At 63.4% G+C, this 7,581-nt stretch carries 10 protein-coding genes; 2 read left to right on the top strand and 8 right to left on the bottom strand.

The window, feature by feature from the left end:
* A partial coding sequence (locus RMO57_RS18670) for a prolyl oligopeptidase family serine peptidase (protein WP_310389218.1) occupies positions 1 to 1,195 on the top strand: 1,195 nt, incomplete at its 5' end.
* A 9-nt stretch (positions 1,196 to 1,204) separates the two neighbouring features.
* Here the strand turns inward: RMO57_RS18670 and RMO57_RS18665 are convergent.
* Genes RMO57_RS18665 through RMO57_RS18650 form a run of 4 tightly spaced genes read right to left on the bottom strand, consistent with a single transcriptional unit; the run spans position 1,205 to position 3,264 of the window.
* A complete protein-coding gene (locus RMO57_RS18665; protein ID WP_310389216.1) occupies positions 1,205 to 1,378 on the bottom strand; it encodes a hypothetical protein in 174 nt (57 codons plus the stop codon).
* A 48-nt stretch (positions 1,379 to 1,426) separates the two neighbouring features.
* Positions 1,427 to 2,077: a UPF0149 family protein gene (locus RMO57_RS18660; protein ID WP_310389215.1), complete on the bottom strand. Its 651-nt coding sequence runs from the start codon at positions 2,075 to 2,077 to the stop codon at positions 1,427 to 1,429.
* Positions 2,078 to 2,102: 25 nt separating this feature from the next.
* Positions 2,103 to 2,330 carry a hypothetical protein gene (locus RMO57_RS18655; protein ID WP_310389213.1) on the bottom strand — a complete coding sequence of 76 codons (228 nt, stop codon included), beginning with the start codon at positions 2,328 to 2,330 and terminating at the stop codon, positions 2,103 to 2,105.
* A gap of 19 nt (positions 2,331 to 2,349) precedes the next feature.
* Positions 2,350 to 3,264: a DUF808 domain-containing protein gene (locus RMO57_RS18650; RefSeq protein WP_310389211.1), complete on the bottom strand. Its 915-nt coding sequence runs from the start codon at positions 3,262 to 3,264 to the stop codon at positions 2,350 to 2,352.
* A gap of 259 nt (positions 3,265 to 3,523) precedes the next feature.
* Here RMO57_RS18650 and RMO57_RS18645 point away from each other — a divergent pair, with 259 nt between their 5' ends.
* On the top strand, positions 3,524 to 4,417 hold the full coding sequence (locus RMO57_RS18645) for a transposase (RefSeq protein ID WP_310389209.1): 894 nt from the start codon (positions 3,524 to 3,526) through the stop codon (positions 4,415 to 4,417).
* A gap of 11 nt (positions 4,418 to 4,428) precedes the next feature.
* On the opposite strand, the gene RMO57_RS18640 is transcribed toward RMO57_RS18645, so the two are convergent.
* The 4 genes from RMO57_RS18640 to RMO57_RS18625 form a co-directional block, all read right to left on the bottom strand.
* The gene (locus RMO57_RS18640; RefSeq protein ID WP_310389207.1) at positions 4,429 to 5,319 is read right to left on the bottom strand and encodes a LysR substrate-binding domain-containing protein; all 891 of its coding nucleotides are present in this window, start codon (positions 5,317 to 5,319) and stop codon (positions 4,429 to 4,431) included.
* Positions 5,320 to 5,494: 175 nt separating this feature from the next.
* Complete coding sequence (locus tag RMO57_RS18635; protein ID WP_310389205.1) at positions 5,495 to 6,031, bottom strand: SRPBCC family protein; 537 nt, start codon at positions 6,029 to 6,031, stop codon at positions 5,495 to 5,497.
* Positions 6,032 to 6,139: 108 nt separating this feature from the next.
* Entirely contained in the window at positions 6,140 to 6,583 is a 444-nt protein-coding gene (locus tag RMO57_RS18630; RefSeq protein WP_310389203.1) for a hypothetical protein, read from the bottom strand.
* A 126-nt stretch (positions 6,584 to 6,709) separates the two neighbouring features.
* A partial coding sequence (locus tag RMO57_RS18625; protein WP_310389202.1) for a bifunctional N-acetylglucosamine-1-phosphate uridyltransferase/glucosamine-1-phosphate acetyltransferase occupies positions 6,710 to 7,581 on the bottom strand: 872 nt, incomplete at its 5' end.

The following is a 7,581-nucleotide window of genomic DNA, read 5'->3' as shown; positions in this document are numbered from 1 at the left end:
GCTGGTGCTGGACGAGGCCGGCTTTCGCCAGCCCTATGCCTGGGACATCGCGGCGCGCAGCCTGCGGCCTTTGCTGAGCGGCGAGTTCGAGGCCCATCAGGTGCTGGGCTTCACGCCGGACAGCAAGACGATGTTTGTCGCCGCCAACAAGGGCGACCTGGCGGCGATGAATTTGTTCCGCGTCAATCTGGTCGATGGCGCTATGCAAGCACTCGGCGCGGCCGCCGACTACCACCGGGCCGGCGTGGTCTCCTATGACGGTCAATGGTTATCGGCGAACGCCGGCAACTGGGCGGCGCGGCCGGAGCTGAAGCTGATCGCGGTCGCTGGCGTGTCCAAAGCCGAGGCAACAGTGTTGACCGACAGCCATGACAAGGCCTGGGCGCAGGTCGATGCGCTGCGGCCCGAGCGCTTCGCGTTCAAGAACCGCCATGGCGACAGCATTCCCGCCTATGTGTTCAAGCCGGCCGGCTGGAGCGCGGCCGATAAGCGTCCGGCGGTGGTCTACATCTACGGCGGCCCGCTGAACGACCGCCACTCGGTCGAGGCCGACAGCTTCCAGCCCAGCGCCTATGTGTTCGCGATGTATATGGCGGCCAAGCATGGCTATGTGATGGTGACGATTGATTCACGCGGGCACTCGAACTACGGCCGCCGCTTCTCGGGCGCCAACTGGGAGAACCCGGGCCTGCCGCAGACCGAGGATCTGGAGGATCTGTTCACCCATATGAGCGCCAACTTCGGTATTGATCCAGCGCGCGTTGGCCTGAACGGCTGGAGCTTCGGCGGCTTTCAGACCCAATACACGCTGTACAACAAGCCTGATCTGTTTGCCGCCGGCATCGCCGGTGCCGGCCCGACCGAATGGGAGAACTACAACAGCTGGTACAGCGGCCGCACCATTGGCAAGGTCGACCGGACCAAGCCGAACTTGCGCAAGTACTCGCTGCTGCCGATGGCCAAGGGGCTGAAAAAACCGCTGCTGCTGGTGCACGGCATGCTGGACCCTAACGTCCTGTACCAAGACACGGTGAATGTCTACCGGGAGCTGCTTGCGTCGGGCAAGGAGGGGCTGGTCGATCTGTTTCTCGACCCGGACGGCGAGCATGGCATGGGCGGTACGGTCAAAGCTGCGGGCTGGCACCGCAAGTACGAGGCGTTTTGGTTGCAGCATCTGGGGCGCGCCCAGCCTTGAGCCGCTTTCTCAGGGCGAGGTCAGCACGACCTTGACCCGCTGGCCGGGCTTGGGCTCAAGGTCCAAGGCGCCGTTGAGCAGCCGTAGCTGCGCCGCGTCCATCACCGTGCGTTCGGTCTTGCCGGTGACGGGGTTGACCGACGTCGTGCCGCAAGAGCTAAGTGTGGCTAAGGCGATCAACAAGGCGGTAGAGGTGGTCCGCCGAACTAATGCCTTACGCCAGAGCCCCATTCAATGCTTGGCGCGTGCGGCCCAGAGCTGCAGCACATTGTCCAGCACCGCGCGGCTGATGGTGTCGCGCTCCTTGGGGTCGGCCAGGCGCGCGCGGTCTTCCTCGCTGAGTTGCGTCTCGTCGGCACCCAACAAGGCGATCGGAGCCAGCAATGGACCCGTCACGGCGTCGTCAAATAGCGGCTCCCAGGCTTCTGGAGCCAGATCCACGGCGGTCAGAAAACCGATCGCCCATTCCTCGGCATCGGTCAGGTCGGCTTCGCCCTCAACATCGCTTTCGGCGACGCTGAAGATCGGCTCCCACAGCTCCGGCTTGGCCGTCCATTGCCACGCAATCGAGCGCAGATGGCGCAACACCAGCAAGGTCACGCGCTTGCGCTGCTTGCCGCTGGCGAAGGGGTAGTTTTCGGGTTTGGTCGACGCTTCGAGGTCGTCGCCGTCGCCGCCCCAGGCGACTGGCAACCAGTCGGCGCCGGGTAAATCGGCCAAGAGCACGGGGCTCAACAGCAGCGCCGCCAGGTAGCCGTCCAGCGCTTCGATATTCATCGAGGCTTCGCTGGGCAGCTTGGTCAGCATGTCATCCAGCGTCGACAACTCCTCGTCGGAGAGCGGCAGATTGTCGGATTTGGGGTCGTATTGGGGATATTCCATGGCGTGATTGTCGCAGCCTGTGGAATCAGAACCGGCTGCGGGCTTTCTTGCCGTCGAATTCCTGCAATTGCGCCTTGAGCAAGGCCATCAGCACGCGCGCATTGGGCTCGGTCAGCGCAATGATGGTACTGGGCTCAATGCCTTCGACTTCGGGTTTGGGGGACACCAGCGCGTTCACCTTGAACAAGATTTGGCCATGGATATTGTTCGAGGCGGCCTTGAACTTTTGGACTTCAATTTGGTAGATCTTCATGCCGACATCGTACTCCGGCTCAGTCTTTCAGCGCGCGCCAGATGCGCTGACCCAGGGTAAAGACCGCCACGCTGACGGCGCCGGCGGCCAGGCCGACCAAGCCATCAACCAGCAGGCCGGCGACGGGCGCGGCAGGCCCCAGCAGAGCCGCCAGGGCCACCGCTAAGCCATGCAACTGCGGCAGTCCGTGGCTGAGAATGCCGCCGCCGACCAAGAACATCGCAATCGTGCCGACCACGGTCAGGGTGCGCATCAAACCCGGCGCCATCGCGACCAAACCCAAACCAAAAGCGCGCAGCGGCCGGTTCTTGCTGCGGCTCAAATAGAGGCCGGCGTCGTCCAACTTGACGATGCCCGCCACCAGACCGTAGACGCCGATGGTCATCACCACCGCAATGCCGCTCAAGACCAGCACCTGCGTCGTGAAGGTGGCTGCAGCGACGGTGCCTAGGGTGATGGCAATGATCTCGGCCGAGAGCACAAAGTCGGTACGTATCGCGCCCTTGATCTTGTCGCGCTCGAAGCTGAGCAGGTCTTGCTCGGAGGCCAGGGCGGCGCTGCGCAGCGCTTGCTGCGCGTCGGCATCTTCCTCGGCGCTGTGCAAAAACTTATGAGCGAGCTTCTCGAAGCCTTCGAAGCAAAGATAGGTGCCGCCGACCATCAGCAGCGGCGTCACGGCCCACGGCGCCCAGGCGCTGATGGCCAGGGCGCCGGGCACCAAGATCGCCTTGTTCTTTGCTGAGCCCTTGGCGACGGCCCACACCACCGGCAGCTCGCGCTCGGCGGCCACGCCACTGACCTGCTGGGCGTTGAGGGCCAAATCATCGCCGAGCACACCGGTGGTCTGCTTGGCGGCGGCCTTGCTGAGCAGGGCCACGTCATCCAGCAAGGTGGCGATATCGTCGATCAGGGCAAACAGGCTGGAGGCCGCCATGGGGTGCTTTCAAAACAGAGCAAAGGGAGTGCCGGTTTGTACCCCATCTTGCATGGGACGCTCACCCTTCAGTCAAATTTTGCAGCGCGCCATGACGAACCATGTTTCCTTTATGTTGATGGCCTTTTTGCTCGGTGGGCAGTCCGTGCTGGCGGTGTTGGAGGGCCAGCACGAGAAGCGCTGATGGGCCGATCCGCTGGGCAATTGCAGCGGCGGGGTCAGACCTTGCCTTTTTCGTAAGGTTGGACTATGTTCGCGCATGGCTCGTCCTCTGCGCATTGAATTCCCAGGTGCCGTTTACCACGTCAGTTCCTGGTCCGAAGCCGGCACTGCGGCCTTCGCAGATGACGGCGACCGCGCTGCGTTTTTAGGCTTGCTGGCGCAAACGATGCAGCGCTTCGATGCGCAGGTATTGGCCTACTGCCTGCTGCCCGATCATTACCACCTGTTGCTCTACACCGGCCGAGCCAATCTATCGCGTTTGATGCGTCATTTGGGTGGCGTCTATGCCCAGCAGCACAAGCGCCAGCGGCGCGTCGATGGTGCGCTGTTTCATGGCCGCTTCAAGGCAGTCTTGGTCGACCGGGAGGTGCATCTGCTGGATGCTTGCCGCTATGTGGAGCTCAATCCCTTGCGTCTGGGCTTGGTGCAGACGGCGCAGCAGTGGGCTTGGTCCAGCTGTCGCGCGCATGTTGGAGTTGACCCCGCGCCGGTCTGGCTCGATGCTGTTGGGTTGTGGAGTTACGTGCTCGGCCGGCCGGCCGGCACACCAGCCGCCCGGCGGTGCGCTGCGGAGCGCTATGCCAAATTGCTCGCCAAGCAGCCCGACTTGACGCTTTGGCCGGGCCGATTGCGGCAACAGATATTTTTGGGCGATGCAGGCTTTGCCAAAGCCATGCTGGCGCGCGTGGAAGCTCAAGCCGGGGCCAAGGCCCTCAGCCGGCCCGGACGCAAGCCTGAGGCGGCGCCGGGCTTCGATTGGGCGCAATGCCGGGCCAGTTGCGAGACGCGTGAGCACGCGCTCTACAAGGCGCATACCGAGGCTGGGCAGACCATGAACGCCTTGGCGGGTCAGCTGGGCTTGTCGGTGTCGCGTATCAGCCGTTTGATTGCCGGCCATGAGCACAGCTTGCTGGCGCCACCAAGCGCCTGAGGCAGGTGGCTTCACTGCGGCGCTTGCGCTTTCAGCCACAGCAGCAGTTGCTGCAGCGCCCGGTTTGAGTAACTGGCGCGACGCGTGCAGAGCATATAGCCCACCGTGTACGCGACCTTGTTTTCAAACGGTATGGCCACGCGGCCGGCGCCGAGTTCGTCGTCTATCAAGCAGCGCTGCACAACGGCAACGCCCAGCCCGGCGGCCACCGCCTGCACCAGCATAGACACTTGCTCAAATTCGGCGCTAGGTTTGACCTGCTGCCCGGTCAAGCCGACCGCGTCCAGCCAGATGCGCCAATTGTGCGAATAGTTGGTATTGCACAGCAGCGGGCGGGTCAATAGATCGGCCGGCTCGCTCAGCGCCGTGCTGCCGCGCAGGTCTTTGGGATGACAGATGGCGACGATTTCACGCCCGACGATGTATTCGGTGGCGATGCCGGTCGGGAAGCCGCTCGCACTCGGGCGCAACCAGGCATCGACGTCAGGGTCGCTGTAGTCTTCATCATGCGACGCGGGCGCCAGGGACAGCGTGATCTGCGGATGCAAGGCCTGCCAATCCGGCAATCTGGGAATCAGCCATTTGGCGGCCAAGGTCGGCGGCACCGACAGGCGCAGCCGGGTCGGTGCGTCCGGTGAGCGTTGCAAGGTGGCGGCGGATTCCAGCGTTTGCAAGGCGGGGCGGATCAAGCTCAGGTAATCGCGCCCGCGCGCGGTGAGCTCGATGCCGCGGGCGTGGCGCACAAAAAACGTTTGCCCCAAGTGATCCTCAAGGTGCCCGATGGCACGGCTGATGGCGCCCTGGGTAACGCACAAGTCTTCGGCCGCCTTGGAGAAGCTGCCGAGCCGGGCGGCGGCGGCAAAGGCATGCAGTTCGTGCAGGGAAGGGGAGCGGATACGCATGGCGCCATTTTCATTCATCAACGCGGCCGTGCCGACCCGTCGGTGCGCAATCACCGTGATCTATCCCCGCTGTCTGTGGATAAGTCCGTGGGCAAGCCGCGCGCAGTGCCTATAAGTCATTGATATGACTGGTATTGCATCGGTCTGCCTCATTAGTAGGCATTGGCCGAAATGGCTAGGGCTGCTTCTCGGCCACGGATTTCAAATTTGTCAAACCGGCCTCGAAGTCTTTGCCGACCATGCCGTCGGCAAACAACGCCATCCAGTGGAACAGCGGGTTCTTGCCCATATCGCCATTCATCAGCCAAGTGACTTGGGTGCCGCCGCTGGGCTGCGGCTCAAAGCGAAATTCCCCGCTGGAGGTGGTGCCGAAGTCCGGGAAATAGAGGTCGTAGGCAATGCGTTTGGGGGCCTCCGCGGCCGTGAAGCTCATCTTGCCGTCGCCCTCGCTGGCACTCTTCCAGGCCCAGACCGCGCCGCGGCCGGACTCGGGCCCGCTGTACTCGATCTGCATGGCCGGATCGCGGCGATTCCAGACGCTCCATTGCTTCCACTGACTCGGGTTGGCAACCAGGGGAAAGATTTTGTCGGCGCTGGCGGCAATCTGCACGCTGCGTGAGACGCTGAACTTGGGCGATAGCAGCAGGCCGCCGATCAGCAAGACGGCGAGCAGGCCGAGCAGACTGAGGCCGAGAATTTTCAGGATTTTCATGCGCAGCTCCGTTTGAACTGCCGTCTAGCATGCCGCCGAGGCACTGATTTTGCAATCCGCGACAACCCGTCGCTGCTCATCGACAGCTGTAGCGACAGCGGCCCTTCTTCAGTGCGTCTGGGTCTGCACCGGGGCGGCCAATTCGGCGTCAACCCAGGCTTCTTGGCTGGCATCGCGCGCGGCGGCCAGCTGCTGACAGAGCTCAAACACCCCCAGTTTGTCGGCATCGACTTGTTCGGGTATCGGTGCATTGCCGATACCGGCAGGCAGATCCGCCAAGGCGCCCAGCAACTCGAACAGCAACTCCAGCGTCGGTTCGCCACCGGCGTCCATCTGGCGCGCAAGCCCCAGGCTGCGGCACAAATACCAGCAGGCGCTGGCGGCGTCGTCGCACTGCGCATGGTATTGGGCTTGGGTTTCCAGCGCAGCGCTGCGAGCGGCCTGCGCTTGGCGCGTTTGCGCGTCATCCAGGCTCGGCCAGGGGCTGTCGATCAAAATGCTGTCGTCCTGCTGGGTTTGCGGGATCGGGAGAAGCGTGGAATGTCGCGCCATGATGTGCTTTCACTGCTGTCGGCCCAATGCTAGGCGGTGGCTTCTGACCGCGCCTCCCGCAGATCGGGGGTGCGCACAGTGAAGACGACCGTCGGCGTGAATTATCGCGCAGACGATCGGCAAAAGTCAGCGTTTCTTGACCGGCCTTGTCCATCCCGCAATCGCCACCTGTTTGCCGCGCGCAACACTCAGCTCGCCGGCGCCGACGTTTTTGCTGATGGTGGAGCCGCCGCCGATGGTGGCGCCCGCACCAATCACCACCGGTGCGATCAGCACGCAGTTGGAGCCCACATGCACATCGGCGCCGATCTCGGTGCGGTGCTTGTTGGCGCCGTCATTGTTGGCGGTGATGGAGACGGCGCCGTAGTTGACCCGTTCGCCGTCGGTAGCGTCACCCAAATAGGCGAGGTGGTTGGCCTTGGCGCCCTTGGCCAGGGTCGAGTTCTTGACCTCGACAAAGTTGCCGATGTGAACCTCGTCGCCCAAGTCGGCGCCGGGCCGCAGCCGCGCAAACGGCCCAACCAAAGCACCGGCGCCGACCTTGACGCCTTGGGCCTCGCCGTCGATATGAGTGAATTCATGGATGCGTGCGCCGGCGCCAATGCTGGCATTGCGGATCACGCAGTTGGCACCGATACGCACGCCGTCGCCCAGGCTGACTTGGCCTTCAAACACGCAGTTGACGTCGATCTCGACATCTTGGCCGCAGCTCAAAGTGCCGCGCAGATCGAAGCGGGCCGGGTCGGCCAGGCGCACGCCGGCTTCCAGCAAATCGTTCGCTTGTTCGCGTTGGAAGCGTCGCTCCAGCTCGGCCAGTTGCACCGGGCTGTTGACGCCCAAGACCTCGGTCTCGTTCGGTGCGGCAATACCCAGCACCGGCACGCCTTCGGCCACCGCCATTGCAACGATGTCGGTCAGGTAGTACTCGCCCTGCACATTGTTGTTGTTCAACTGGCTGACCCAGCGTTTCAGCGCCGCCGTCGGCGCGGCCATCATGC

This window comes from Roseateles sp., from assembly GCF_031397715.1.
Lineage (GTDB): Bacteria > Pseudomonadota > Gammaproteobacteria > Burkholderiales > Burkholderiaceae_C > Paucibacter_A.
The sequence above is the reverse complement of the archived record's forward strand: the minus strand, read 5'-3'. Positions and strand labels throughout refer to the sequence as shown.